Here is a 25,507-nt window from a genome sequence, read left to right as displayed (position 1 = left end):
CAACATGGCGGAGGAATCATCCGGAGCGATCCGCAGTGTGGAACGAGCTGCGGCCCTGATTCAGGCGATCGCTGACGCGGGGAAATCGGGCAGCCGGTTAACCGACCTCGCCCTCGCCACCGGGTTGTCGAAGACCACGGTTCACCGATTGCTCGGAACGTTGACCAAGCTGGGATGGGTCGAACTGGACGAATCCCGGTCCGCGTACGTCCTGGGCCTGCCGCTGGTCGGTATCGGGATGGCCGCGTCGGACCGGCATGGTTTCACCAGTCTGGCTGCGCCCCATCTGAACCGGCTCGCGGAGCTGACCAGTGACACCGTGTATCTGACGGTGAAGACCGGCTCCCAGGCGGTTTGCGTCGATCGTGTGGTCGGAACGTATCCGATCAGGGCGATCACCACGCAGATCGGTGAGCGGCGGATGCTCGGCTCGTGTGCGGGCAGCCTTGCTTTGCTCGCCTGGGCCGAGCCCGACGAGGTCGACCGCCTGCTCACCTCGATTCCCACCACCCAACTATCCGGTAGCGCGCTGCCGGATCCGGCCGCATTGCCCGCGCTGATCCAGCGAGCTCGGACGGCCGGCTTCACGCAAGCCCCTACCACGCTGGTGCCCGGAGCCGAGGGAATCGGAGTTCCGATCATCGGCGGCTCGGGGACAGCGATCGCCGCGTTCAGCGTCGAAGCGGTCTCCCCGAGGTTGTCCGAGCCCCGCAGGACCCATGTGGTCGAGTGGATGAAGCGCGAGGCCACCGTCTTCGCGCAACGGCTGCAGCAACTCGATGGCGCCTCGAACGAGGGCACCGTCCGCAAACTTTTGCAACCCGGCACCGCGTGATCGCTTTCGACCCTTCTACCAAGGAGATCTTCTCGAATGCCTACACCGCACAACCATCGTCACTCCCCACTCGGCGCCGACCTGGCACCGGAGATGGGGTCCGCACTGGCCGCCTACAATGCGGCCGTCTTCACCGGACCCGGTGAAATCCCGCGGAAGTACAAAGAACTCATCGGTATCGCGGTTGCGTTGACGACGCAATGCGAAGCCTGCATTCGGTTCCACACCGAGGATGCGGTCGCGCTCGGCGCATCCGAGCAGGAACTCGCCGAGGTCACCTATATCGCGGCAGCGATGCGCGCCGGCGGTGCCGTCGTCCATGGCATGAAGGCGTTATCCGTCGCCGCACGTGCCGCGAAGCCGCTGGCCTCGACCGAGGCCTAGTGCGGCGTGGGATAAGCAATTGACGGTCAGAGCAAGACCATTGGTACTCCCCACATACCCATCGTTGTGCGAAGCACCCATGTTGTTCGAAGGCTTCCGTGGTCCCAATTAGGTACGAAATCCCATGAACTCTCGCAACTATCGCCAATGGCGCCACCGGCGTCGAGACGCCTGGATCAAAGGCCACCACAAACCCAACCACCCTGACACCGAGGCGGCGCGCCTCATCGAGTTCGCCAGCACGTGGGCACCATACGGGGGCGCCACCGAAGAGGACATCCTCGTGCACTTCGGAATGACCACACGCCGGTTCATCGAACGATTGTGGCAAGTTATCCCCGAATCGACCTGCGCCCAAGATGAGAAACGCAGTTTAGCGAGCGCATACCCGCCCCACCCACGAACGAGCGATTCCACATCAATTCCGTAAGACCCTCGGCCGCCCGAAAAAAGAAACAAGGGCAAGCACACGCCGGCAGGACCACCATGTAACACCTCATAGCGGCCTGACAGTCTCGGCTTTGGGCTTCTGCGGCGGGCGCGTGGCGGGATCGCCCATTGGAAAGGGGTTGCAGCCGACTTCTCCACCGATCCCAAAAAAGTCTAGTCCTCGACGCTGAATCGCGCACGAGTTCAGTTGGCTCGACTTCGGCAAGGCGCCACCGCGCCAAACACATCCCGGACCCTGTCGTGGCTGGTTGACCACATGACCGTCGCAGCGCTTATCCCATGCGGCACTAGGACCGCGGCCCGGTCGTGCCCGGACACGGCCTGACATGATGACCGCCCCGCCCGGCGAGTGGAATCAACCCTCCGCCAGTAAGACGGCGGCCGCGGATGCCTTGTCCGTACGCAATCGCAAACCGTCACCCACCCATCAAATTGTAAAGGACCCTTCTTGTGGCCACCCAGAGTCTCACTCAGCGCACGTTCGACGATGTCGTCGCGAGCAACGATGTTGTCATCGTCGACTTCTGGGCGTCGTGGTGCGGCCCGTGCCGCGCCTTCGCCCCCACCTTCGAAGCCTCCTCGGACAAGCACCCGGACGTGGTGTTCGCCAAGGTCGATACCGAGGCCGAGCCAGGTCTTGCCGCGGCCGCGAACATCCGGTCCATCCCGACCGTGATGGCTTACCGGGAAGGAGTCCTGGTCTTCAATCAGGCCGGCATGCTTCCGCCCGAGGCGCTCGACGATCTGGTCGCCCAGGTCAAGGGCCTCGACATGGGCGAGGTTCGCCGGAAGGTCGTCGAGCAGGCAACCGCAACGAAGTAGCCCTGTGCTCCTGTTCGCCTCCCCCTGCCCGCCGGGGGAGGCGTTCGTCGTCTCACCGGTGACTCCCCCGAACTGATTCCCGCCGGTTTGCCGAATGCGCAAACCAGCACGGTGAAGTTCTCCTCTTTGCGTAGCGACGTATGACCGCCATCACTCCTAACGTCTTCCCCAACAAGTCATTCATGTGACTCAGCTCATAAACGTAGGAGATGCTGTGACCACTACTCCCTTGTCGGACATCGATCATCTGGTGTGGCGGCCTGGTCAACTCGAACTTGATCGCAGTCGAATCCTGGCCTTTGCCCAGCAGGTCGGGTGCGCGGATGTCGACGAGCTGGGTGCGGCGGCGAATGAGGACCCCGGGTGGTTCTGGAGCTACGTCGCAGACTGGCTCCAACTCGAATGGCAGCGCGAACCAACCAGCGTGTTCGACCAACTCGATGCCCCGCACAACACCAAGTGGTTTCCCGGTGGGGCGCTGAACATCACCGACAACGCGGTCGACCGCTGGATCCGAGCCGGACGAGGCAACGACACCGCCCTGTCCTGGGAGCTCGAGGACGGCAGCAGCGGACGGTGGACATTCTCCCAGCTTTCCCTCGAGATTGACCGGGTTGCAAGGGGATTGATCGACGCTGGCATCGGGTTCGGGGACACCGTCGGCATACAATTGCCGATGGTGCGCGAAGCCGCGGTCGCGCAACTGGCCTGCGCGAAGATCGGGGCGATCTCGGTCCCGATCTTCTCCGGTTTCGGCACGGCGGCGGTAATCGATCGATTGCGCATCGCCGGTGCGAAGGCCCACATCATGTCCAGTGGGTTCCACCGCCGCGGCCGTGAGGTCGCAATACCGGCTGATCTGCCCACCGCCCTCGCCGACCTCGGGACTCTGACCACCACAATCGTGGTCCCATTGCTGGCGCACACGCTGCCTGTTGATCTGCCCGGACCGGTGCACTGGGACGAGTTGGGCACCGGCACCACCGAGGAGCCCGTCGCCGCCGCCGAGTGCCCCACCGATCACCCGATGCTCATCGCATTCACCTCTGGCACCACCGGGGCACCGAAGGGTGTGGTGCTCGGTCACGCCGGGTTCGCCGTCAAGGCCGGTAGCGATGCCGCGTTCAGCTTCGATATCGGTCCGGGCGACGTGTCGACCTGGATCACCGATCCGGGCTGGATCATGAGCCCGATCATCGTGCTCGGTGGTCTGATCGCCGGTAGCGCCGTCGCTCTCTACGCCGGCACCCCGGACTGGCCGGACACCGACCGCATCTGGAACATGGTCCGCGAACTCGGCGTGACCATGATGGGAGTCTCCCCGACCCTCATCCGGTCGCTGATGGACAAGGACACCCACCCCGAGGTGCCGATCGACACCGGCCAGTTGCGGGTGCTGGCCTCGAGCGGTGAGGCCTGGACCCCGGATGCGTACGAGTGGCTCTACTCCCGAGTCGGCGGTGGGCACATCCCGATCATCAACTACAGCGGCGGAACCGAAGTGTCGGGGGCCATCCTGTCGAACACCACCGCACAACCCATCCACCCCTGCGGGTTCGCCGGACCCTTGCCCGGAATGGGTGCGGACATCGTCGACAGCGACGGCCGCAGTCTCGGTCGCGGGCTCGGTGAACTGGCCCTACGGCAGCCGTCCCCGGGGATGCCGCTGACCTTCTGGGCCAACCCCGACCGCTACTACAGCACCTACTGGAACCGGTGGGACGGCACCTGGTACCACGGCGACTGGGTCGAGGTCGATAACAACGACATTTGGTACGTGCGCGGCCGCAGCGACGACACCCTCAAGATCGCCGGCAAACGATTGGGCCCGGCGGAGGTCGAATCCGTCGTCAACGGCATCGACCAGGTCGTCGAGTCCGCCGCGATCGGCGTCCCCGACGACATCAAGGGCGAAGCACTGGTGGTGTTCGCCCGGGTCGCCGAAGCCAAGCAGGGTGAGCACGCCGAGCTGCCGGCCACCATCGCCGCCGAAGTCGGACGGCAACTCGGAAAACCTCTGACCCCCAAGCAGGTGCACATCGTCGACTCCCTTCCCCGCACCCGCAGCGGGAAAATCCTGCGCCGGGTGATCCGGGCGGTCTACCTCGGCAACCCCTCCGGTGACACGTCCTCCCTCGACGATCCCGCCGCCCTCGATCTGATCAGGAACCTGTCATGAGCGCACGCAAGCTCGGGGCGATCATCGGTGCTGCCGAGGTGCCGGCCCGGCGCACCACCCCCGGCGTCTCCACCCTCGAAATGATCGCGCAAGTGAGCCGGGCCGCGGTCGCCGACGCCGGCCTGACACCGTCCGCGATCGACGGCGTCATCTGCGGCCCCCAAGTCGGCGAGACCCCGCAACACGTGCCTGCCACCATCGCCGAATACCTCGGCTTGCAACCACGATTCGCCGACGTCGTCGACCTGGGCGGTGCCGCCGGCGCCGGGATGGTCTGGCGTGCGGCCGCCGCCATCAACGCCGGCATGTGCGAGACCGTGCTGTGCATGCTGGGCAACACCCGCGAGCCCGACCGGGTGCCCCGATCTCCGAACCGCAACCCGATCCGTGAGTTCGACGTCCCCTACGGTGCCAGCGGCGCGAACCAGGCCTACGCGATGATCGCGCAAAAACACATGGCAGAGTTCGGCACCACCCCCGAGCAACTCGCGAACGTGGCGGTCAAGGAACGCGCGAACGCCCAACTCAACCCGGATGCCGTTTTTTACGGCAAGCCGCTGACCGTAGACGACGTGTTGTCCTCGCCGATGGTGATGTCACCGCTGCGTCTGTTCGAGACGGTCATGCCGTGCGGCGGCGCCACCGCCCTGGTGGTCACCTCCGCCGAGCGGGCCGCCGACTACCCACACCCACCGGTGTATCTACTCGGCGCTGGCGAGCGCGTCACCCACCGCGCCCTGAGCCAGGCACCGAACCTGACCACCTCCCCGCTGGCACCGGCCATCGCCGACGCCTACCGGATGGCGCAGGTAGGCCCGTCCGATCTCGACTTCCTCTCGATCTACGACTGCTACTCCATCGTCGTCGCCATCACCGCCGAAGACGCCGGACTCTGCGCCAAAGGCGAAGGCGGGCAGTGGGTCGCCGAGCACGACTTCTCCGCGACCAGCTCACTTCCGGTGAACACAAATGGGGGCCAATTAGCCTGCGGTCAAGCAGATCTCGCAGGTGGCATGACCCACATCGTCGAAGCGGTGCGGCAGCTGCGGCACGCCGGGGGCCGGCGTCAGGTCGCCGCCGCCGACCTGGCCCTGGTGACCGGCAACGGCGCAACGATGAGCGAGGAAGTCGCACTAGTGCTAGGAGGAGCGAACACATGACCACGACAGTTGCCCGTACGGTGCCGCGGCCGGGTCCGGTGACCACGACCGTGACCGAGCCGTACTGGAAGTGCGCCGCCGACGGTGAACTGTGGATCCAACGGTGTGAGGACTGCGGGCGCTGCCAGCACTACCCCGCCGGGATGTGCCGGGGCTGCTGGTCGGAGAACCTCGACTGGATCCGAGCGGCCGGCACCGGCACCGTCTGGACCTTCACTGTGGTCAGCAAACCCGGCCACCCGGCATGGGAACAGGACACCCCCTACGTCCTGGCCCTGGTCGAACTCGACGAGGGCCCCCGCATGATGACCAATATTATCGACTGCGACCCGGCAACCGTGCACGTCGGCCAGCGGGTGCAGCTCGCACCGAACATCCCTGGATCCGAGCAGCCCCCGCTGCAATTCCACCCCCAAAACTCCCTACCGCGATCCTGACAACGGACGGACATCGCCATGACCACCTCCACCCCCGCAACCTCGAGCGCCGACATGCAACGGCGGGCGCGCCTGGGCAGCTTCATCGGCACCACGATCGAGTGGTACGACTTCTACCTCTACGGCACCGCGGCCGCATTGGTCTTCCCGCATCTGTTCTTCCCCTCCTACTCCCCACTGACCGGCACACTGCTGGCGCTGCTGACCTACTCGGCCGGATTCATCGCCCGCCCCCTCGGCGGGGTGATCATGGGGCACTTCGGTGACCGCATCGGCCGCAAGGCGATGCTGGTGTCCTCCCTGATGATCATGGGTGTCGCCACCACCCTCATCGGGGTGCTCCCGACCTTCGCGGTCGCCGGGATATGGGCGCCGATCCTGCTGCTCGTCCTCCGCATCGTGCAGGGCTTCGGTGTCGGCGGCGAATGGGGCGGCGCCGTCCTGGTCGCGGTCGAACACGCACCCCCGAGTCGGCGCGGTTTGTTCGGCGCATGGCCACAGGCCGGTGTCCCTGCCGGACTGCTGCTGGCCAACGGGGTCTTCATGACCCTGACGCTGACCCTGTCCGACGAAGCGTTCATGACCTGGGGTTGGCGCGTGGGGTTCCTCGCCTCCTCCGTGATGATCGCGATCGGCCTGCTGATCCGGTTGAAGATGGAAGAGACCCCCGACTTCCAGAAGGCCAAGGACGACGGGCACATCGCGAAATTCCCGATCGTCGAGGTGTTCCGCAAGCAGTGGAAGCAGGTGCTCCTCGCCGTCGGAATCAAGATGTCACAGAACGCGATCTTCTACATCATCACCGTCTTCGCCCTGACCTACGTCACCACCGTCCTAGAACTCCCCCGCTCGGTTGCCCTCATCGGTGTCCTCGCAGCCTCGGTGGTCAGCATGTTCACCATCCTGTTCTTCGGTCGCCTGTCCGACGAGTACGGTCGCCGCCGGGTGTATCTGATCGGCGCGGTCCTCTCGGCGCTGTTCGCGTTCCCGTTCTTCCTGCTCATGGACACCAAGAGCTCCCTGCTGATCTGGGCGTCGATCGTGATCGGGCTGGTCTTCCACGACCTCATGTACGGCCCGCAGGCGGCGTTCATGTCGGAGCTGTTCGAACCTGAACTCCGGTACACCGGAGCCTCGGTCGGCTACCAGGTGGCCTCCCTGCTCGCCGGTGGACTGTCCCCGGTTCTGGCGGTGCTGCTGCTCGGGCTCGCCGACAACCGTCCCTGGCCGGTTGCCCTGTACATGGTGGGGCTGAGCGTGATCACCATCATCGCCACGTTCTTCTCCCCGGAAACCCACCGCGGAAACCGTAGTCGCGGAAACCCAGGCTCCGCCGACTTCCCTTCCGCCGGCCAGTCGGATGTGCACGATGCCGGCAATGTCCTGACCAGCCGGTCCTGAAATAGAAAGTCATCACCTCCATGATCACCGCGCCGTCGACCAATCAGCAACGCGCCCTCATCGCCGCCGTGCAGGTGCTGGCATTGTGTGTCTGGTTCTCCGCCACCGCAGTGGTCCCCAGCCTGCGGTCGGAGTGGGGCATCGGGTCGACGGCCGCGGTCTGGCTGACCGCCTCGGTGCAGATCGGATTCGTCGCCGGGGCGGTCACCTCCACCCTGTTCAACCTTGCCGACCGGATCGCGCCCCAGTACCTGCTTGCCGCCAGCGCATTCGGTGCCGCAGTGTGCACTGCCCTGTTGGCCCTATTCGTAAATAACCTCTCGGCGGCAATCCCGCTGAGATTTCTCACCGGGCTCCTGCTCGCAGGTGTCTACCCGGTCGGCATGAAACTCATGGCCTCCTGGTCGGAATCGACCGACCGGGGCCGTGCGTTCGGGGTGCTGCTCGGAGCCCTCACCCTCGGTTCTGCTCTGCCCCACCTGATCAGCGGACTCGGCCCGCTGCCCTGGAGGACGGTGATGATGGCCGCGGCCGTCCTCACCGCAATCGGTGCCCTCATCGCCGTCCTCCTCATCACACCCGGCCCGCACCTCGACACCCGGGCAATCACCCCCAGCGCGCGGTACGCGATCACCATGTTCCGCGAACGCGGACCCCGGCTGGCGAATATCGGCTACTTCGGACACATGTGGGAGCTCTACGCCTTGTGGACCTGGATGTCGATGTTCGTCCTCGCCGGCCGCGAACAACGCGGCACCGGCCCGGTCACCACCACCAGCATCATCGCGTTCGCCGCGATCGGTCTCGCCGGCATCGCCGGTTGCCTGCTCGGCGGGTGGGCATCGGACCGGTTCGGCCGCTCCCCCGCCGCAGTGACGGCACTGGTGATCAGCGGCGCCTGCTGTGTCCTGTCCCCGTTGTTCTTCACTGCACCGACCGGTGTGCTCCTCGCGTTTCTGCTGGTGTGGGGTGCCGCCGTGATCGCCGACTCCGGGGTGTTCTCCACCTCGCTCAGCGAAACCGCCGACTCCCGATTCGTCGGCACCGCCCTCACCGCGCAGACAGCGATCGGGTTCCTGCTCACCGTCGTAACGATCCAACTCGTCCCCGTCGCCGCCGACCTCACCGGTTGGCGCTACGCCTTCCTGCTCCTCGCCCCCGGACCGCTGATCGGCGCCGTGGCGATGGCAGCTCTGCGTGCTCGCACCACCCCCGCTACCAACTCCCAACACAGTTCCAAGGAGGAACACCATGACCAACACCTCGACCCGCCGCACCCCGACAGTTGGCCAGACCGCGGAGCTCTCCCGCACCGTCGGTGACAACGACATCGCCCTGTTCACCGAGATCAGCGGCGACCGCAACCCCCTGCACTACGACCAGGCTGCCGCCGAGGCATCCCGGTTCGGGGAAATCGTCGTACAAGGCGGCATCACCAGCGCCATCCTCAACGCCGTTGTCGCCGAGGAACTCCCCGGCCCGGGCACGGTGTTCCTGAACGTGAACTGGGCGTTCAAGGCACCGGTACGACCCGGCGACACCATCACCGGCCGGGTCGAAGTCACCGCGGCACGTGAGGACAAGCCGATCACCGAACTCAAGACCACCGTCACCCGCGACGACGGCACCGTCGTCCTCGACGGCACCGCGGTCTGCTACACCATGGACCTCGCCAACGGAGCCGGCCAGTGACCCCCGACCGTTCCCCCGTCCTGGTCTCACTGGCCCGCACGCCCGTCGGCAAATTCGGCGGCGCACTCGCGCACCTGTCGGCGCTCGACCTCGGCGCCGCAGCCGTGCACGCAGCGCTCGAACCCCTCGACCGGCAGATCAGTATCGACCACACCTTCCTCGGCAACGTCGTCCAGGCCGGCAACGGGCAGAACCCCGCCCGGGTGGCCGCGATCCACGGCGGCGTTCCCACCACCGTTCCGGGTACCACGATCAACGACGTCTGCCTGGCCTCGGTGACCGCGACCGGAATGGCCGCTTCGATGATCCGGGGTGGCGAGATCGACACCGCCCTTGTCGGGGGCTTCGAATCGATGAGCCGCGCCCTGCACGGCGTGCAGGTGCGGGCCGCAGCGAAGGTGGGGCACGGCGGACTGGTTGATCTGCTGGTCAACGACGGATTGTGGTGCGCGGTCTCCGATTCCGGCATGGGCGAGATCTCCGACCAGGCGAACCGAGAGCACGGCATCACCCGTGCGGACCAGGACGAGTTCGCGTGCGCCAGCCACCGCCGGGCGACCGCGGCCACCGAGTCCGGGCGGTTCAAACAAGAGATCCGCGCGTTGACCGACATCCTCGACGCGGACGAGGGTATCCGTCCCGGCAGTACCGTCACCAAACTCGCGACCCTGCGCCCGGCGTTCACCGAGGGTGGCACCATCACCGCGGGAAATGCCTCGCAGATGTCCGACGCCGCGGCGGCCGGTGTGCTGATGTCCCTTGGTGTTGCCGACTCGCTCGGACTGGACCCGCTGGTCGAGGTCGTCGACCGGGTTGTCGTCGCCGGCCCCGACCCGTCGCTGCACCTCAAACCCGCGGTCGCCGCCCGCGTTCTACTCGACCGGAACGGTCTGAGCATCGGCGATATCGGGCTGTGGGAAATCAACGAGGCCTTCGCCGGAGTCGTACTCGCCTCCGCCCGCGATCTCGGCATCGACCTCGACCGAGTCAACGTCAACGGTGGCGCGATCGCCCTCGGCCACCCCCTGGCGGCCTCCGGGTTCCGGATTCTGATGACTCTCGCCACCGAAATGCGATTGCGGCAACGGGAATTCGGAGTTGCCACCATCTGCGGGGGTGGCGGCCAGGGGCAAGCCCTTCTACTGCGGCTCCCACAGCACTAACCCGTTCTGACATCGCATCCGCGGCATTAACACCAACGTCCGCGGGTGCAGGGGCGCGAACCCCCTGGGGGTGGCAACCCTACGACGGTCATCGCATAGTTGCCACCGCAAGAGAGGCGGTGCTGCTGCCAACTCTTCGAACGTGCCACCCGAACCAAGGAGAAACACATATGTCACAGGCTTCGGCTGCCACCGCTGTCCAGATGTCCGTCGAGGACACCATCGGGTACATCACCTTGACCGAACCGCAGCGCCGAAACCCGCTGTCGGTGAGAACGATGCGATCGTTCCTGCAGGCACTGACCGATCTGTCGGCGAATCCCGCCGTGCGGGTCATCATCGTTCGCGCCCTCGGGCCCGCGTTCTCCGCCGGCCACGACCTGACCGAGGTGCTCGGCCGATCCTTGGATCAAGAACGGGAGATCTTTGCCACGTGCACGAAGATGATGCAGACGATTCACCAGGTGCGCCAGCCGGTGATCGCCTCGGTTCAAGGCAGCGCCCTGGCGGCCGGATGCCAACTCGTCGCCTCGTGCGACCTCGCAATCGCCTCGACCGCAGCCCGCTTCGGAACCCCCGGAGTGAAGATCGGACTGTTCTGTTCGACACCGATGGTCGCCCTGACCCGGGCGATCGGCCGCAAACAGGCAATGCGGATGCTGCTGACCGGGGAAATGATCGACGCGACGACCGCCATGCAGTGGGGACTGGTCAACGAGGTCACCACCCCCGAAACGCTCGATACCGTCACGCGGACGATGGCGCAAACGATCGCGAACGCCAGTGCGATGACCCTGAGCACTGGAAAGGACGCGTTCTACCGTCAGATCGATCTGGCCGAGGACGACGCCTATCAGGCGATGCAGGAAGTCATGGCGGTCAATGCGGTCACCTGCGATGCCCAGGAGGGTATTTCCGCGTTTCTGGGCAAACGCGAACCCCAGTGGCAGGACCGCTGACCAGCCACACCGTCTCACCTCTGTCGATGACCTGGGACAGGGCTCCTCGTCAGGCGGTGCACCACTCACGACCCGTGCGGACACGGTTAGTCGGTGGCGGTACACCGCCCGTCGAGCCTGCACCCGCAACGATCGAGGACCGGTTGGGAGTCTCCTCGCTGCCCGCCCCGCACTGTCTCCAAGCCGTACCGAACGCGAGCGGCACGCATCATTCTCCGCGAGCATCAACTTCCAGAGGCGACAGTTCAAGTACAAGATCTTGTAGGCCCGCAGTACGGGTCTAACGCTGTGGGATCTCGACAGCACGAGTACGTCGACCCCCACATGGACTGTTCGATCCTATTCACATCCACGCCAGCATCGCCGCATACAGGACAGTTGGACGTGATCGCCGGATACGTGTCCTCGAGACGGAGGCCGCACTACGGATGTGCTCGGCGATTCCGTCGGCGACTACCTCCTGATCGACACGGACGACGAACAGACCTATCGACCTTTGATCGTCGAGGCATGGCTGTGGCGGCCTCGAGTCCACCGCCCGACATACGGGTTGCCGTCCAGTTCAATCGGGCCGGTGTGTACAACTGCTCGGGGAATGCCATCCGGCGGCGGTGCTGCCCGACTGTCGTACGGACATCGAATCTCGGCGCCGTCGCGGAATCAGCGAATCTCGGGCCGCTGGCGACGTTTACGCCGAGTGGGCTGCCGTTCCTCTGGGCCCGGCACATCAACGCCGATGTCGATCACATCGTTAGTGCCTTTGACGGTGCAGCCGTGGCACGTCTTGCACTCTCGGGCGCTGCACAACACTGCCGCTGACGCCGACGACATCGTGATCGGGCCGGGCGGGGTGGTCCTGGTGGACTCGAAGTACCGGTCCGGCCGTTTCGAATGCCACCCCTGGGTAGCCGAAGACGGCTCCCCGGCGCCGACTGGGCTTACAACGGAGCTCCGGTCACCACCGATCTGGTGGGATCCGCTCTGTTCGAGGCCGACAAGATCGCCCTGACGGCCGCGGGAATCGGGGTCGCAGCAGCATGTTTGGTCGGTCCAGGTGTCAGTGAGGCGTCTGCCGGAAGCTGCAGCCCCCAGATCAATCTGGACTACAAGAAGGACAGCGCGTACCTGAACCTCTCGCGTAGCAGCGCATGCAACAACTCCAAGGCCATCGTGACCGGTGAGGTGTTCTGTTACGACAAGAACGGCCCGAAGCGGCTCTTCCGGGTGACCATCAAGGGTCACGCGCAGGCGACGCAGACAGTGAAGCTGCCGTCCGGTTGTGGAGAGTTCTACGCGGAAGGAAGGCTGCCCATCGCCGAAGCCACGTTCGCCGACAAGTGGTACTGGGACAAAGGGGGGAGAACCCGCATGATCAAGAAAAGTGCAATGGTCGCAGCCGTGTTCGCGGCGGATTGCGTCTGCCGGCACGGTGAGCGCGGTCGAGGCATCAGCGGCACCGATCTGTGAGAACGTTCAGCCAACCGGGTCGCCGAAAGCGGCATGGAAGATCTGCGACTACAAGAAGCCCCTGCTGGTGGGCAGACGGTGCATCGGGTCACTGCAGAAGCCATCGGTCGTAACAGCTCGGCGTCAACGTCGCTGCGGCTCTCCGGCCGCCGAGACGGGCAGTCGTCGTCGGTGTCGGCGTCACCGAAGACGTACGACAAGAGATCGTTCACCGAAGTGACGTTCGTCGGCGACAAAGGCAACCCGCTCTCGTGGCAGCTGCAGCTTTCACCGCTGGGCAGCTCGCACGGATCGTTCAAGTAGCGTCGGATGCAGGGGCGGGTCGCGGCCGTGGCCGCGGCCCGCTTACGTGTGCCTGGGCCGATCCGAAGCGTTGGCCCAGGAGTCCATCTGACCCTCCTGGGGTTCGCTCGGATGGTCCTGTAGACGATCCGGTCGTGGATACGGCGGGGCGACACGCCTGGCTCAGAGAGTTCGGCTTCAATGGATGAGTGACAGCCATCGTTTTCGCCCGCGCAACAAACGGCTACGTACTTGCTGCTGACGGCCGCACATGCACACCGAACCTCCCGAAACACATCAAGACTGATACGGCTGAGAAGATTCGCATTCATCGAGTCGGGGATGGGGGATACGTCACCGCGTCGAGCGGTCGCGGCACCGTCGGAGATGTCTCCATTTCCGCGATCGAGAAGTTGCTGGTGAAGGAACGAGCCGCAGCCGGGCGTCCGATCTCTGGGCCGGGCGATTTTGCTCGATCGCTTGCGCTGGTCATCGAGAAGTACAACAGCGAGCAAGAGTGCGATTGCAGCGACAACTATGTCCGCAACGACGGATTCGGGTGTGTCTACCCGCGCGACGAATGCAGCCGATGTGCAGCAAATTTCACCTGCGACAAATGCGACGCGACACCGATCTACGAGTGGCTTCCGCCCGATGAATACGGATGCTTGTGCTCACCTGGTGAAGGGCTACCGTCCTCAACAGCGTCGAAGTTTCCCACGGGATGCCGATGCAAGTCCACCGCTGGTGGTGAACTGACCTGGCTTTGTGTGCCATACGGGCTGGACGCGGGTGAGGCCGTGACAGCGACATTCTCGGCGACCTATCACCCGACTCCGGATTGTCGCGTGATCGATCAGAACGTGCTGCTGCAGGGAGAACTTGCTGGCGTCCATGCGGCCCGGTCCGACACTGCGGCGCTTGCCGACGAAACAAGTGATCATGCTCTCACCGCCGCAGACGTCACGGCCGACGCGGTACTTCGCATTCTCCGGATCGCCTACCTCGAGGCGCCTCACAACACCGTACTGAGACTGCAGAGTGAAGTCAGCAATGTCACCACGTCCGAAGACGTCCCTTCGGTGATGGAGCTCGCGGCCGCGGTTCGCGAGCAAGTGAGAATTGATGGTCGGGAGGCCGATCAGCAGGTGGGGGCCGCAGGGATCGGCGGCACCGCGCGGATCGTGATCATCACGGACTCCGGAGATGTGCAAGTTCGCCAGACTACTGACAACTTCGGGCTTCCAGTCACTCTCTGCCCGATCGACCCAGACGGTCAGTGTCCGGACGACTCCGCCTGAGACCAACCCATCCACCTGCCCGTGAGGCGGTTATCGCTCAGTCGGGGCGATGGCACGAAGGAGGAATAATCGTCCCCATGAACTGGAACAGTCCGACAGAAACCGGGTGGTCCGTCACACGGTCCGAAGATGGTTCGGCAATAGCGATCTTCGACCCGTCCGGAATCTTGTGGGGCGAACTGTTTCCGACCCACGACGCTGGGAACAATGGTGATCCGAGAGGGCGAAGAGGGGATTCACCGGTGGCCGATCGCGAAGGTCGGGACACGCTCGTCTTCCGCAAGGGCTATCCCGCCACGCTTCGCCTCTCCGACGGGACGATCGGTACCGTGACCGACCAGAAGCCAAACGCGATGCGGCGAAAGAATAAACGATGTGACGTCATGGTCGCGGGCAGAGCGTACCTCTTCACCCATTCATCGAGCCGAAAAGCGACGGCCCTGCGTGACGGAGTCGCGTTGGCGCACATGGTGCGTGGCCGCTGGTCCCAGCGAAGCACAGTCACCCGAAAGAGCCTGGCGGCAACTGACGCCCTGGACGAGTGTGTACTGACTGTTTTCCACAAGGTCGTGACACCCGGACGCACCGGCGCATTCGACCAGGTCATTTCCGATCTCAGCAACATCTGAGCGGTAGATGCCTCTTTGTTCGGGTGTCGGGCACCGATGAACGACAGCTCCTGCGGAGCAAACCCCGATACGGGGAACGTATGCGCGTGTTTGGGGGAGGTGACATCCGGACGACATCGGACGTCAGAGGCGGACAGCCCACAGTTCCTTCCAAGCGACTGAAACACCGCGTGGTGGTGCCGGGAGGCTGATGGTTCGTCCACCGCGCGCAAGACCGCGACCGCCATATCCGCCGCATGGCATAGAACGTCGAACAATCCGTCAACCTTGGAGGTCCCACTGGGAACCGTGGCGACCCTCGTCCTCCATGCCCAACGTGCTGATCCGACCGGTCACTCGGCGTGCACCCTCGGCAACTCGACCGTACGGACCTGCTCGCCGCTCTGCGTGAAGTCTGGGCGCTCACGTGGCTCTCCCACCCGTATCGGGTGGAAATCGGTTCGCCACTTCACCGGTGGCTCGAGGACGGGGTCAGCGACGAGACTGTGCGAGCTATTCGGGCCGTGCTGGATGTAGCACGCCGCGGCCCGGAAAAGGAGGCCGGCGCACCGGTCGTACGACGTGATCTGAGTCCCCACGGGAACAGCTCATCTGGGCTGGCATCCGTTCGTACGCGATGTCGCGGGGTCCCGGCTACCTTTTCGGATGCAGCGCATCGGCGATCTGCGTCATGTAGTGGAGTAAACCTACCGATCAGTGTCTTCGTCCCTGTGTCTATGACCGGGCAATCGCACCTCGGCTGGGGGTGCCGACCAGCGCATGCCGAAAGGGAGCCAATGGCTGAGGTGTCTAAGGGGTCGAAAGTCGATCTCACCGATCAGAGCTACACCGTCCGGATCTCGACCACCCAGTCCGCTGGCGCTGTGGACATCGCCGCAGTACTGCTCACCAACTCCGGCGTGGTCCGCAACGACGACGACTTCATTTTCTTCAACAACCCGAAGGCGCAAGGCGTCACCCTCGTGTCGGACGAATCCATAGCGATCGACCTGGCAGGCATGCCTGCAGAGATCGACCGCGTCCTCGTCACCGCCAGCACCGAGGCGCAGGGCAAGCAGTTCGGGACTGCCCCGGCTCTGGTTGACACCTAATCTGTGAGGGATCCGCCCTCACAGTGGAAGGATGATCGACATGCCGAAGCCGTACCCGGAGGAGTTCCGTCGCGACGTCGTCGCCGTGGCCCGCAAACGCGAAGCCCCGCTGGAGCAGATCGCGAAGGATTTCGGGATCTCCGAAACCTGTCTGAAGAACTGGCTGCGCAAGGCCGACATCGAGGACGGCACCCGACCCGGCCTCACACGAGACGAATCCGACGAGCTCCGCGAGGCCCGCAAACGTATCCGGCTGCTCGAACAGGAAGCGGAGGAAGGGTAACGGGTTGACATCGCGCGATAGGTAGGCCGCCGCCCGGCGCATCACGGTGTCCACCCGTCCTCGCTGCGCGGCCGACAGGCCAGCAATGTCTGGTGATTGTGCGCGTCGAACGCACCGGTCTCCGGATCCCGGAACGGAACACTGTCAGGGGTGAAATCCACCGGCAACCGCGTGAGGATCGGCACCGCAGCGACGGCCTCGGTGAACCAGACCGTTTGCTCACGCTGCACCGCGAGGTGCCGGTCCTTCAACACCTGCTGGTACTTCTCCGGCGTGTACACCGGCCCATCCCACGTGAACAGCCTTCCCCGACTACGAGCTCGACGAACTGCGCCCCCTCGCCCACCCGCTCGGACCGGTAGCCGAGCATCTGACCGGACTCGATATCCACCCAGATCCGGAGCGGATGAGGCTTGTTCGGGGGGGGCGAGCTCGACTGTCCAGCAACGTCGGCCGGCGAAGTCCGTCTCTTCGACCGGCCGGTGGGCTTGGTGAAGTCATCGCCCGACCACTCGGCGGCGCTGCGTCGACGTAGTAGGAACTGGTTCCGGCCCAGATAAAGGACGCGGTGGGTGGACCGGTTCGGGGCCGCTCGGAGTCGGCGGTGAAATCCCACGCCCGGGTGCCATCGGTGGCGAAGATCGGACGCCCATCGCGTTCGACACGCAACCGATCACCGCTCCGCCACACCCGACATCCGTCACCGGTCAGAACCAGCATCGGAGTCGACGTCGTGAACGAGGCGAACCCCTCCTTCTTCGCGGACCCATCCGGGCGCACCTCCCGAATGGAGCCGCGTATAGGTACATCGGGGCCGGTGGTGAGTGCCGTGAGGACCTCGATCCATGCCGTCATCTCGCGAGACTAAATCATCGGCTCGCTCAAAGGATGCGCCGCCGACGACCCTCAGAGCGAGCTCAGGACGCGATCGCTGAGATTCACGCTCTCGGGACCCGGAATCATCACTGGGTGTTCGAGGCGGACGGCGTGTTTCGACGAGCTGGCCCATTCCGCGATCATGGAACGGGTCCGTACGCGGATCGTCGACAAGCGGGTTCTGACCCTGATCTGAGGCGGGGCCTCACCTTCTCACCCACGTGCGGAGAGCGACCTGGGCGACCGTTCAGCTAAGGTACCCGGCATGGGGAGAATGGGCTGGCTATGGAAGTCGGCTGTGGTCGGCTCTGCCGTTGCAATACCGATCGGGGGGCTGGTCGGCATTCAATGCGGCAAATTCATCCTCGCCCTCATCGCCACCCTCATAGTCGAGTACTCCATGATCGTCGGCGCAATCGCCATTCGCGGCGGGCCGCACCCCGAATACGACCAGGACCAGGTCGAGGACAGCGACAGCGACGCCTGAGGCCCGCCCTATTCTCACAAGCCCAGCAACTGGCATCCATATCACCATCTCGGATCTACTTGCCCTCTGCGAATCTGGTTGACTGCGCGGATGCAGAAGCGATTGAAGGCGGCAGTCAAGTGCCTGGCCAGCAGGGTTCCGACTCAGCTCAAGCGAGTAGCCCGCGCCAACCGACAAGCACCTGCGCAACCCGGGCCGATGGAGCTGGCTGCGGAGCAATCGACGGACGCAGAAAGCCAGATTCCCCTTGAAGGTGACTTCTGGGCAGCCGAAGCACCTGCTCGTCGGCGCCGCGGTGAACTCACTGTCCGAGCCCAGACAGATGCATTGCTAGACACCATCGACCTGGTCGACATGCGCGCAGTCACGATGACGATGTTCCCGAACGGTGAGACGCACTGGACGCAATCCGGGGACCCCGAGGATGTAGTAGCCGACTTCTCCCCCATCACAGTCCACGGAGTCCTCGACGCCGGCCGCGACGTCACGCTCGTCGACGCGATGGGAACAGCTGGTGTGGCCTCTCAAAGCTTCCGCGTGCGTTACGTCTTGGACGGCGCGCATGTCGACGGTCACGATGAACGCTTCAGCGCAGTGCGCTTCCAACTCGACGATCCTCGGTGGTGGACCCATCTCGAAGATGGGATGACCGCACAAGGAGGAACAGTGGGTTCCTTGAGCATTTCGCGCGACGGACAGTCTGTGTGGTTCGTCTTCGAGTTGACGGAACCGATGACCCTCCGCGAATGCGATTCCTTGGTGACTTCACCAGCACTCACCCTTGCGCGCCTGGCATCGGGGATGGACCTCGACATTGGTCCAACACAACTTCGGGTAGGCCCAGCGACATCCCCATGGATTTCGGTGCTGACAAAGCGCCGCAGCTCGGAGCCCATCCGTCGCAGAAAGCAGCCAACCGAGGTGCTGTTGCCCTCATCTGTTCTCGGCATCGACAACTTCGCCAGCTGGATCGATCTCTCGGTTGCTTTCGACGGACTTCCCGCCGTCGTCGCGAACCCACCGAAGGGTGTCGCCATTCAGGCGGAGGCGTTGACGATGGCTTCCGTCGCGGAAGGACTCCACAGGCGACTGTTCTCCGGGACGGGAAATATGACGTACCGGGCCCGGCTCGAGCAGCTCGAGCAAGCGGCAGTCGAGGTCGTACCTCAAGTGACAGCCGGATTTACGAACCTTCCCTGGGCGCCGTCGGTTGTGAAGACCCGTAACCTGCTCGCTCATCAATTGGATGACGACAAGAGAGAAATGCTCGAGAAGATCGACGCGATGACGCTTGTCGCCTGGTCTGTGCCCTGGGTCTTGCGCATCGTCCTACTTCGCCGTGCCGGATTGGACACCGAGACGATCAGTGCGCGTCTCGCCGACTTCAACGCTTTCCAGTACTACCGAGCGAACGTCGCTTCGATTCAGTCGAAGTATCAGCACTAGTCGCCCTCCGGGAATCGGCGCAATCATCCGACGCGGCCACTCCCCCGCTGGACAGCGCGGTGGCGGCGAATGAGCCGTTTCGCTGCTGCGCGAGAATGCGCGATGTGAGCACACATACTTCAGACGAGCCAGTGCGAGAAGAACCGAAACTCGGTGGCCGGCCCGAAGCCGCAGAACCTCGTCCGCTGCGGCTTGGATGGCTCGTCACGATCGGCATCGTCGTCACCCTGCTCCTCGGCGTCCTGTTCTTCTGCCTGTTCGTATGGACTCAAACCGAGCTCGGCGGCGACCGCTTCTTCACCGCGGCCGCCGACGTCAACGGTGACGTGCTCTTCAACGCCGCCAGAACGGCGTTGACGATGGTCACAGTGATCGGTTTGGGTGGTGCGGCACTGCTCGCGTACCGCCGTCAACGCAGCACCGAAGACTCGCAGGCCACCGCATCGAAAGCGCTCGAGGTGTCCGCCAAGTCGCAAATGACAGCCGCACTCGCTCAGCAGACAGCCGCCGGCGCGCTCGTCCTCAGCCAGGAACAATTCCGGCACACCACCGAACGAGCACTCCGCGAGAGGTACACCGAGGCCGCCGAACTTCTCGGGTCACCTCAGTTCCCCGTGAGAATGGCCGGCGTGTACGCGCTGGCAGCACTCGCCGATGACTGGCACGGGTTCGGTGACGACACCGAGCGGCAAGTCTGTATCGACCTGTTGTGCGCGTACCTTCGCACAGACACTGCGGCGCGCTATGGCGGTGAGGACACCACCGACGCTGAGAAGCGTGCAATGCGCGAGGAGGAAAACACCGTCAGGGCTGCGATCATCGCTACCGTTCGAGCGCACCGGCTCAAGTCGCGGGCCAAAGAGGATCCCCGGAACTGGCGCACCTGTGCTCTCGATCTCACTGGCGCCAAGCTTATGCGGGCTGATTTTTCGGACGCGGATTTGCGCGGCACCGACCTCATTGGGGCCGACCTGACTGATGCCAATCTCTACAGGACAAACCTTGCATGGGTGTTCCTGTCTGACATCAAGCTGGCAAAGACGCTGTTGCACGGGACCGATCTCACACATGGGCACCTCAATGGAGCTGACTTCACCGATGCGTCAATCCGCGAAACCAAGTTCACTGACGCCCAACTTGTCGAGGCGAAATTCATCGGTGCGGAGATCAGGGACACCGACTTCACCGACACCAATCTCACCATCGCGGACTTCACCGCGGCTGAGGTCGGCATTGCGAATTTCACCCGCGCGGACCTGACCAACGCTGTCCTGGCGGACGTCGACCTCACGAAATCCACGCTCGACCAGTCCATCACCCACGGAACGAAGTACTCGGCGCAAACACGGTGGCCCGGTGGCACACCGCCCGACGGCGCGATCTTGATGTGAGGCGCCGGCGGCATGTGGATTCGTCCTTCGCGGCCGTGCGCGCTGAGGAGAGCACCGCCACGCATAGAGCCGGCAGATCTTCGGCGTTGCGCACACGCACCAGTTCGCGCGCGCCCACCGCACCCTATGGTTCTGCCATGCTGGACAGCATGTCCACTGAGGGACTTCGCCCTGACTCCGAAAACGCACCGACCACGAGCGGACCCACGAGCGCGAAGACAGGCAAGGAACAGTGAGATATACGTACAAGGGTCTCGCCGAGGCATTACGCAGCGAACGACCCGTCGACCTTCCGATTTCGCTCGACCTCAACCGGACTGACGACGCGGTCGTGTGGTTGTCTGCGGTGAGGGTGTACTCGTTCGGGATGATGTTCACCATCGATGCCCGCTGCAAGCATCCGGATCTGTCGCTGCACCTCGGTTCGTTCGATGGGCGCCCCCAGTTCACCCACTTCAGTGCACCCCTACTTCTTGGTCTCGGCTTCGCGGACGGAACGTCCGTCACCACCGCGCGGAAGGCACGAAACAAACTGCTGGACTTGCGTTCGGCGGACGGACGACGTGGGTCGGTCCGCGGCGAGTACCTGCTGGTACCCGTACCTCCCGCCGGACCGATCGAGGTCGCGACCACGTGGCCGCAGCTTGGAATGTCCGAGCAGATTGTCACCCTCGACGGAAAGTTGATCTCCTCCACTGCGGCCACCGTGACGCAACTGTGGGAACCAGAACCACAAGCGGGCCCTGAGCCCACCGTCGATGCCGAAGGGACGACACACCGACCGCAGTATCGACAAGGGGACTGGTTCTCGCTGCGACTCGACTAGAAGTCGATCCTTAGGTCGGGATCGTTCCTGGGTGTGTGAGCGCGACTTGAACTCGACTAGCGGAGCGTTGATAAGTACTCACGGGTGACCGCTCGGCGGGTGCTCTGCACTCACTTGCTGATTGATCGAGGTGTTGCGACGACCGGTTTCAATCCGCCGACTCCACGGCGATCTGTGTGGTGAGGTGGCCCTAGGTGTTGGCGGGGATCGCCGCCGGTGAAAGGCGATTCCCGTCGAGTCCCACCCGGGGCGGGATGATCCGCGCCGTCTGGTCGGATCATCCCGCGTATTTGCGTGCGTGTTTGCGTCTACCGGTCGACTCGGGCGACCGTCTCGAGTTCCGGCTCCTCACGCGAGGGGCGCGCGTTGTCCTGGCGCTTCCGGGAACGGTCGAGGGCAATGACGGCCACGGCCGCGATGAACATTGTGGCGGCGACGAGGACGAACGCCACGGTGAAGGTGCCGGTCGTGGCTTTGAGGGCTCCCGTCGCGTAAGGCCAGACGAAACCGCTGAGGTTGCCGACCGAGTTGATCAGTGCGATTCCCGCGGCGGCGGACGCCGCCGTCAGGAATCGTGGTGGCAACTGCCAGAACAGCGGAAGGGCGATGTAGACACAGGACGCGGTCACCGAGAGCAGCACTATTGCCAGCACCGGGTTGCCGACAAAGGGGCTCAGCGCCAGAGCGACCGCCCCTATCACCGTACCGCCGCTGACGTACACCACGCGCTTCTGGGTGCGGTCGGAGCGACGTGCCGCGAAGTACATGACCAGTGCGGCGCACAGGAAAGGGATGGCGGAGATCAGTCCGATCTGTGTCACCGACAGTGAGATTCCGTAGGTCGTCTTGAAGGATGCGACCACCTGCGGCAGGAAGAAGTTCAGCAGGTAGCTGCCGGAGGCGATTCCGAAGAAGACGAAGGCGAGGGCGAGAACTTTTGGCGACTTGAGCGCGGAGAAGGTCGAGTGTCCGGCGTCCTTATCGGTGTCGGCTTGTTCGAGCGCGAGTTGGTGGTGCAGGAATGCCTTCTCGTCCGCGGTCAGCCACTTGGCATCGGCCGGCTTGGACGGCAACAGCCAGAACACCGCGACACCAACCAGCGCGGTCGGAAGCCCGAAGGCAAGGAACAGCACCTGCCAGCCCTTCAAGCCCAGGAAGCCGTCCAGATGCGCGAGGATCAGCGAGGCGATGGGTGCACCGATCGCGGTCGCGAGCGGTGCCGCCATCAAGAACAAGGCCGTGATTCTGCCACGGAGCGCACGCGGGACCCAGAACGTCAGGTACAGCAGGACGCCGGGGAAGAACCCAGCTTCGGTGATACCGAGGAGGATACGTACGGCGTAGAAACTGACTTCGCCGACGACGAATGCGGTGGCAGCTGACACGAGTCCCCAGGTGATCATGATTCGGGCCAGCCACATACGAGCGCCGACCTTCTCCATGATGACGTTGCTGGGGACCTCGAAGATGAAGTACCCGACGAAGAACAACGCCGCGCCCAGACCGAATGCGGTATCGCTGAGGCCGATATCCTTGTTCATTGTCAGTGCTGCGAACCCGATGTTGACACGATCGAGCCAAGCCAACAGGTACATCAACATGATTACCGGGACGATCCGGCGGAAGATCTTGCGGTAGGCGGAGTGTGCGGTCGCTTCGGGCGATCCGGTCCGCGGAGGTGCGGTCATCGTCTTACTTTCTTTTCGAGCCGGGGTGGCGATTACGCCGAGCGAGTCATGGTCGGAGACAGCCGGCGGACGTATCGATGAATTCATCGAGATAACCCGAGATGTCCGGTGCAGTGGTGCCACCATTGGATGACGTTCCGGTAATTCTCTGGTTGGGGAAATTGCGTCTCTAATCGAGTCCGAGGTAGCTCGTGCGTGGAACGGGCGGGTGGGCGCGGAGGGCGTCTTCGTTGGGTTCGATGCCCCAGCCGGGCTGGGCGGGGACGAGAATGGCGCCGTCGACGATCTGGGGGCTGGTGCTGAACAGTTCGTCATCCCAGGGCAGCCGGTCGATGTCGGTCTCCATCACCCGCAGGTTCGGAACAGCTGCGGCGAAGTGGACGTTCATCATCGTCGATAGGTGGCTGTAGAAGTTGTGGGGTGCCACATTTACGTCGAAGGCCTCCGCAGTCGATGCCATCTTCATCGACTGCCAGACGCCGTTCCAGACCGTGTCGATGATCGCGACGTCGATCGCCTGCGTCTCGAGATACGGGAGCAGTTGCCGGACACCGAAGAGCGTCTCGCAGGAAGCGATCGGGTGTCGGCTCTGACTCCGGACGTGGGAGAGTGCGCGCGGGTTGTAGAGGTCGAGTTCGATCCAGAACAGGTCGAGGTGCTCGAGCGCACGGAGTAGGCGCAGGACTCCTTCGGTGCGGGCATTGAAGTTCAGATCCAGCAGAACCTCGACCTCGTCGCCGACCCCGTCGCGCAGGGCCTCGACGTGCGAGACGACGTCCCTAATGAGCTTCGGGGTGACGTTCAGTCCTGGCTCGAACGGATTGGCGAAGCCTGCCATCCAGGCCTTTGCCCCACCTTCGCCATGAGTGAACATGTTGGTCTTGACGGCCGTGAAGCCGCGCTCGCGCGCTTCCTCACCTGCGGCGCGGACTCCGGCGAGATCGGTGATTCGGGGGGGATAGAGCTCCGGATGGTTGATGCGCCAGCTCGCGCAGTGTGACCAGTACACAGGTATCGAGTCGCGAAGCCGGCCGCCGAGAAGTTCATACACCGGGACGTCGAGTGCCTTGGCTTTCGCGTCGAGTAGTGCGTTCTCGATCGCGCCGAACGCCTCTGCCGTCATCCCATGCGGAGCAGGGCGGGCTGTCGACGCCATGGTCGTGTAGTGCAGTTCATGAGTCGAGACCTCCTTCCCTATCAGCCACTGGCCGTAGTTCTCGATGACGTGCGATAGACCTGCGGGCCCGAATGCCTCGTCGAACTCCGACCAGCCGACGATTCCTTCGTCAGTGGTGATCTTCAGGAAGTGGTAATTACGCCAGCCGGCGTCACAAGACAGCGTCTCCACATTGGTGATCTTCACTAGAACCCCTTCATTCGCGCGTTCCATTGGGACGTCAATCCTCGATCATTAAGGATTAACAATCGGGAGTGTGCCACGTCACTACAGGGCGGTCAAGGATTGATCATGTAGGATTAACAAAATGACGAGCTCGGGCGCCAGCGGTATCAGCAGACAAAGCTTTGATCAGCAGGCCGCCGATTGGTTACGCGATGCGATCGTCAGCGGACGGCTGGCCCCTGGCCAGCGGCTAACCGAAGCGGCACTGGCGAGCGAAACCGGGGTCTCGCGATCCACCACCCGCACCGCACTGCTCCATGTGGCCGCCGAAGGCCTGGTCGTGCGGCAGGCATACTCGGGGTGGAGCGTCGCGGAACTGTCCGCGGAGGACGCATGGGAGCTGTACACCCTACGTAAAAGCCTGGACGGAATTGCTGCACGGCTGGCCGCAGAGAAGATCGACGATGAGGGCCGACAACGTCTGCGCCAAGACTTTGACCGCATCGTTGCATGCTGCTCAGGATCCGACCGCCTCGGACTGGCCCAAGCCGATGTCGGATTCCACTCCACCATCGTCGACCTGACTCGGCACCGGCGCCTCCGCCGACAATACGATCTGATTCTCGGCGCAACCTTACTCTACGTCTCCAACACCAACATTCGCTCGTCCCCCGAGGTAATCACCGAAGGACACCGACAGATCTGCGACGCCATCTGCGCGGGCGAAGAAGCACTAGCCCAGACCCTCGCCGAGAGTCATGTAGAGAAACACGGGATCGCACTCATGGCAGAACTTGGCGAAAAGGCCGAGTCCGCCGCCGCTCTCAGCGCACGGCTATAGAGTCTGATCCACAGGTATTGATCATTTCTCGCCGCCGGATCGCCCCTCACTCTGTGGTAGCCGCAGTGTTTGCGA

The 25,507-nt window shown here is 64.0% G+C and carries 25 protein-coding genes and 1 pseudogene; 23 read left to right on the top strand and 3 right to left on the bottom strand.

Annotated features, from left to right (window positions below):
• Window positions 1-4: 4 nt before the first annotated feature.
• The 18 genes and pseudogenes from RHA1_RS39630 to RHA1_RS39550 form a co-directional block, all read left to right on the top strand.
• Window positions 5-835 (top strand): IclR family transcriptional regulator, encoded by an 831-nt coding sequence (locus RHA1_RS39630; protein WP_167540998.1) that lies wholly within the window; start codon window positions 5-7, stop codon window positions 833-835.
• Window positions 836-871: 36 nt separating this feature from the next.
• Entirely contained in the window at window positions 872-1,219 is a 348-nt protein-coding gene (locus tag RHA1_RS39625; RefSeq protein WP_011599603.1) for a carboxymuconolactone decarboxylase family protein, read from the top strand.
• 900 nt (window positions 1,220-2,119) lie between these two features.
• Complete coding sequence (gene trxA / locus RHA1_RS39620) at window positions 2,120-2,491, top strand: thioredoxin (RefSeq protein ID WP_011599601.1); 372 nt, start codon at window positions 2,120-2,122, stop codon at window positions 2,489-2,491.
• A 214-nt stretch (window positions 2,492-2,705) separates the two neighbouring features.
• Entirely contained in the window at window positions 2,706-4,670 is a 1,965-nt protein-coding gene (locus RHA1_RS39615) for an AMP-binding protein (RefSeq protein ID WP_011599600.1), read from the top strand.
• A complete protein-coding gene (locus RHA1_RS39610; RefSeq protein WP_011599599.1) occupies window positions 4,667-5,830 on the top strand; it encodes a thiolase family protein in 1,164 nt (387 codons plus the stop codon). Before RHA1_RS39615 ends, RHA1_RS39610 begins: the two co-directional genes overlap by 4 nt.
• Window positions 5,827-6,267, top strand: coding sequence for a Zn-ribbon domain-containing OB-fold protein (locus tag RHA1_RS39605; RefSeq protein WP_011599598.1), 441 nt, complete (start codon window positions 5,827-5,829; stop codon window positions 6,265-6,267). Before RHA1_RS39610 ends, RHA1_RS39605 begins: the two co-directional genes overlap by 4 nt.
• Window positions 6,268-6,285: 18 nt before the next feature.
• Window positions 6,286-7,668: an MFS transporter gene (locus RHA1_RS39600; RefSeq protein ID WP_011599597.1), complete on the top strand. Its 1,383-nt coding sequence runs from the start codon at window positions 6,286-6,288 to the stop codon at window positions 7,666-7,668.
• Between the two features lie 20 nt (window positions 7,669-7,688).
• Window positions 7,689-8,990, top strand: coding sequence for an MFS transporter (locus RHA1_RS39595; protein ID WP_011599596.1), 1,302 nt, complete (start codon window positions 7,689-7,691; stop codon window positions 8,988-8,990).
• Entirely contained in the window at window positions 8,920-9,360 is a 441-nt protein-coding gene (locus RHA1_RS39590; RefSeq protein ID WP_011599595.1) for a MaoC family dehydratase, read from the top strand. The genes RHA1_RS39595 and RHA1_RS39590 overlap by 71 nt, the downstream gene beginning before the upstream one ends.
• Complete coding sequence (locus RHA1_RS39585; RefSeq protein ID WP_011599594.1) at window positions 9,357-10,523, top strand: thiolase family protein; 1,167 nt, start codon at window positions 9,357-9,359, stop codon at window positions 10,521-10,523. The genes RHA1_RS39590 and RHA1_RS39585 overlap by 4 nt, the downstream gene beginning before the upstream one ends.
• Before the next feature lie 170 nt (window positions 10,524-10,693).
• Window positions 10,694-11,482, top strand: a complete 789-nt coding sequence (locus RHA1_RS39580; RefSeq protein WP_011599593.1) for an enoyl-CoA hydratase — start codon at window positions 10,694-10,696, stop codon at window positions 11,480-11,482.
• 595 nt (window positions 11,483-12,077) lie between these two features.
• Window positions 12,078-12,491: a nuclease-related domain-containing protein gene (locus RHA1_RS53810; RefSeq protein WP_148228490.1), complete on the top strand. Its 414-nt coding sequence runs from the start codon at window positions 12,078-12,080 to the stop codon at window positions 12,489-12,491.
• Window positions 12,452-12,949, top strand: coding sequence for a hypothetical protein (locus RHA1_RS39575; RefSeq protein ID WP_148228489.1), 498 nt, complete (start codon window positions 12,452-12,454; stop codon window positions 12,947-12,949). Before RHA1_RS53810 ends, RHA1_RS39575 begins: the two co-directional genes overlap by 40 nt.
• A gap of 78 nt (window positions 12,950-13,027) precedes the next feature.
• Complete coding sequence (locus RHA1_RS47680; protein WP_167540996.1) at window positions 13,028-13,252, top strand: hypothetical protein; 225 nt, start codon at window positions 13,028-13,030, stop codon at window positions 13,250-13,252.
• A 188-nt stretch (window positions 13,253-13,440) separates the two neighbouring features.
• Complete coding sequence (locus tag RHA1_RS45390; protein WP_011599589.1) at window positions 13,441-14,532, top strand: hypothetical protein; 1,092 nt, start codon at window positions 13,441-13,443, stop codon at window positions 14,530-14,532.
• Between the two features lie 242 nt (window positions 14,533-14,774).
• The gene (locus RHA1_RS39565) at window positions 14,775-15,161 is read left to right on the top strand and encodes a hypothetical protein (protein WP_237727075.1); all 387 of its coding nucleotides are present in this window, start codon (window positions 14,775-14,777) and stop codon (window positions 15,159-15,161) included.
• Between the two features lie 776 nt (window positions 15,162-15,937).
• Window positions 15,938-16,252, top strand: a complete 315-nt coding sequence (locus RHA1_RS39555; RefSeq protein WP_011599587.1) for a TerD family protein — start codon at window positions 15,938-15,940, stop codon at window positions 16,250-16,252.
• A gap of 40 nt (window positions 16,253-16,292) precedes the next feature.
• Window positions 16,293-16,526, top strand: a pseudogene (locus RHA1_RS39550) (transposase); the annotation flags it as partial.
• 50 nt (window positions 16,527-16,576) lie between these two features.
• Here RHA1_RS39550 and RHA1_RS39545 read toward each other — a convergent pair.
• The gene (locus tag RHA1_RS39545; protein WP_011599585.1) at window positions 16,577-16,816 is read right to left on the bottom strand and encodes a hypothetical protein; all 240 of its coding nucleotides are present in this window, start codon (window positions 16,814-16,816) and stop codon (window positions 16,577-16,579) included.
• Window positions 16,817-17,676: 860 nt separating this feature from the next.
• On the opposite strand from RHA1_RS39545, the gene RHA1_RS49970 reads away from it, so the two are divergent.
• From RHA1_RS49970 to RHA1_RS45015, 4 genes are all read left to right on the top strand, one after another.
• Window positions 17,677-17,898: a hypothetical protein gene (locus RHA1_RS49970; protein WP_148228488.1), complete on the top strand. Its 222-nt coding sequence runs from the start codon at window positions 17,677-17,679 to the stop codon at window positions 17,896-17,898.
• 198 nt (window positions 17,899-18,096) lie between these two features.
• Entirely contained in the window at window positions 18,097-19,344 is a 1,248-nt protein-coding gene (locus RHA1_RS39535; RefSeq protein ID WP_041813244.1) for an ApeA N-terminal domain 1-containing protein, read from the top strand.
• 95 nt (window positions 19,345-19,439) lie between these two features.
• Complete coding sequence (locus RHA1_RS39530; RefSeq protein WP_011599581.1) at window positions 19,440-20,735, top strand: pentapeptide repeat-containing protein; 1,296 nt, start codon at window positions 19,440-19,442, stop codon at window positions 20,733-20,735.
• Between the two features lie 232 nt (window positions 20,736-20,967).
• Window positions 20,968-21,561: a hypothetical protein gene (locus RHA1_RS45015; protein WP_011599579.1), complete on the top strand. Its 594-nt coding sequence runs from the start codon at window positions 20,968-20,970 to the stop codon at window positions 21,559-21,561.
• Window positions 21,562-21,869: 308 nt separating this feature from the next.
• Here RHA1_RS45015 and RHA1_RS39520 read toward each other — a convergent pair whose 3' ends face one another.
• Window positions 21,870-23,249, bottom strand: coding sequence for an MFS transporter (locus RHA1_RS39520; RefSeq protein ID WP_148228486.1), 1,380 nt, complete (start codon window positions 23,247-23,249; stop codon window positions 21,870-21,872).
• Window positions 23,250-23,418: 169 nt separating this feature from the next.
• Window positions 23,419-24,639, bottom strand: coding sequence for a mandelate racemase/muconate lactonizing enzyme family protein (locus RHA1_RS39515; protein ID WP_011599577.1), 1,221 nt, complete (start codon window positions 24,637-24,639; stop codon window positions 23,419-23,421).
• A 94-nt stretch (window positions 24,640-24,733) separates the two neighbouring features.
• Between RHA1_RS39515 and RHA1_RS39510 the strand changes: the two genes are divergently transcribed.
• Window positions 24,734-25,432, top strand: a complete 699-nt coding sequence (locus RHA1_RS39510) for a GntR family transcriptional regulator (protein ID WP_011599576.1) — start codon at window positions 24,734-24,736, stop codon at window positions 25,430-25,432.
• Window positions 25,433-25,507 lie beyond the last annotated feature (75 nt).

Origin of the sequence: Rhodococcus jostii RHA1 (assembly GCF_000014565.1) — a bacterium.
Classification (GTDB): Bacteria; Actinomycetota; Actinomycetes; order Mycobacteriales; family Mycobacteriaceae; genus Rhodococcus_F; species Rhodococcus_F jostii_A.
Note: the sequence above shows the minus strand (reverse complement) of the source record. Positions and strands in the feature narration are given on the sequence as shown.